The sequence below is a fragment of the Buchnera aphidicola (Pemphigus obesinymphae) genome (assembly GCF_026122815.1).
Classification (GTDB): domain Bacteria; phylum Pseudomonadota; class Gammaproteobacteria; order Enterobacterales; family Enterobacteriaceae; genus Buchnera_C; species Buchnera_C aphidicola_BJ.
Map to the genome: position 1 here is coordinate 1 of NZ_JAIWQW010000030.1, position 1598 is coordinate 1598.

At 29.8% G+C, this 1598-nt stretch carries 1 protein-coding gene; it reads right to left on the minus strand.

What is annotated here, in order from left to right; translation table 11 throughout:
- Nucleotides 1-23: 23 nt before the first annotated feature.
- The gene (gene atpA, locus LDP10_RS02850) at nt 24-1565 is read right to left on the minus strand and encodes a F0F1 ATP synthase subunit alpha (protein WP_265197239.1); all 1542 of its coding nucleotides are present in this window, start codon (nt 1563-1565) and stop codon (nt 24-26) included.
- Nucleotides 1566-1598: the final 33 nt, after the last annotated feature.

The following is a 1598-nucleotide window of genomic DNA, read 5'->3' on the forward strand; positions in this document are numbered from 1 at the left end:
AAATACATAGTATTTTAAAATAACTACCAACATTGAGTAGACTTAAATTCTGATATTAATAATATTAACGTTTGTTCTATATTTTTAGTTAACGTTTTATCTTCATTAATTTTTTTTATTAAATTTGAATGTTTTCGATTAAAATAATTTAATATAGATTCTTCAAAATCAGAAATTTTTTCTAATTCAATACTATCAAGGAATCCTCTATCTGCAGCAAAAAAAACTACTGATTGTTCAGCTATGGATAATGGACAATATTGTTTTTGCTTTAATAATTCGGTTAATTTTTTACCATAAATTAATTGTTTTCTCGTAATTTCATCTAAATCAGAAGAAAATTGAGAAAAGGATGCTAATTCTCGATACTGAGCAAGAGCAGTTCGAATTCCATTAGATAATTTTTTAATTATGTTACTTTGTGCAGCACTACCAACACGAGATACAGAGATTCCGGGATTAACAGCAGGACGAATTCCAGAATTAAATAAATTAGATTCTAAAAAAATCTGTCCGTCGGTAATAGAAATAACATTAGTAGGAACAAAAGCAGATACATCACCACCTTGAGTTTCAATAATAGGTAAAGCTGTTAAAGAACCTTGTTTACCTTGTATCTTTCCTTTAGTAAAATTTTCAACAAATGTTTCATTAACGCAAGCTGATCTTTCTAATAATCGAGAATGTAAATAAAAAATATCTCCAGGAAAAGCTTCTCTTCCTGGCGGACGTCTTAATAATAAAGATATCTGCCGATAAACAATAGCATGTTTAGATAAATCATCGTAAACGATTAAAGCATTTTTACCGATATTTCGAAAATATTCACCCATTGCGCAACCAGAATATGGTGCTAAATATTGTAATGAAGCAGCTTCGGATGCAGAAGCTACAATCACTATTGTATTAGATAAAGCTCCATAATTTTCCAATTTTTTTACAACATTGGCTACAGTCGAATTTTTTTGACCTATAGATACATAAATACATCGAATCCCCGATTTATTTTGATTAATAATCGTATCTATAGCCAAAGCAGTTTTTCCTGTTTGGCGATCTCCGATAATTAATTCTCTTTGTCCACAACCAATAGGAACCATTGCATCTATAGCTTTATAACCTGTTAAAATAGGTTTAGTAACCGATATTCTATCTATTACACCTGGTGCATTTACTTCAACAGGAGAAAAAATGTCATTTTTAATAACACCTTTTCCATCAATAGGTTGTCCAAGGGCATTTACTACTCTTCCTAAAAATTTTTCTCCTACCGGAACTTCTAAAATACGACCTGTACACTTTACTTTTGTGTTTTCTGTTATATGGGTATAAGGACCCATAACGATAGCACCAACAGTATCTTTTTCTAAATTCAAAGCAATTGCGTATTCGTTACCAGGTAGTAAAATCATTTCTCCTTGCATAACGTTAGACAAACCATAAATTTTTATAATTCCGTCACTGACTGAAATAATAGTACCTTCATTATACACTTCGTTAACTATCTTAAATTGAGCTATACGTTTTTTAATTAATTCACTAATCTCACTAGAATTTAAATGCATACCTTTATAATTCTCTCAATAATTTAAGAAATT

What these genes read in the sequence shown, in the direction of transcription:
- atpA (WP_265197239.1), bottom strand. Translation starts at nt 1,565, where the DNA reads ATGCATTTAAATTCTAGTGAGATTAGTGAATTAATTAAAAAACGTATA.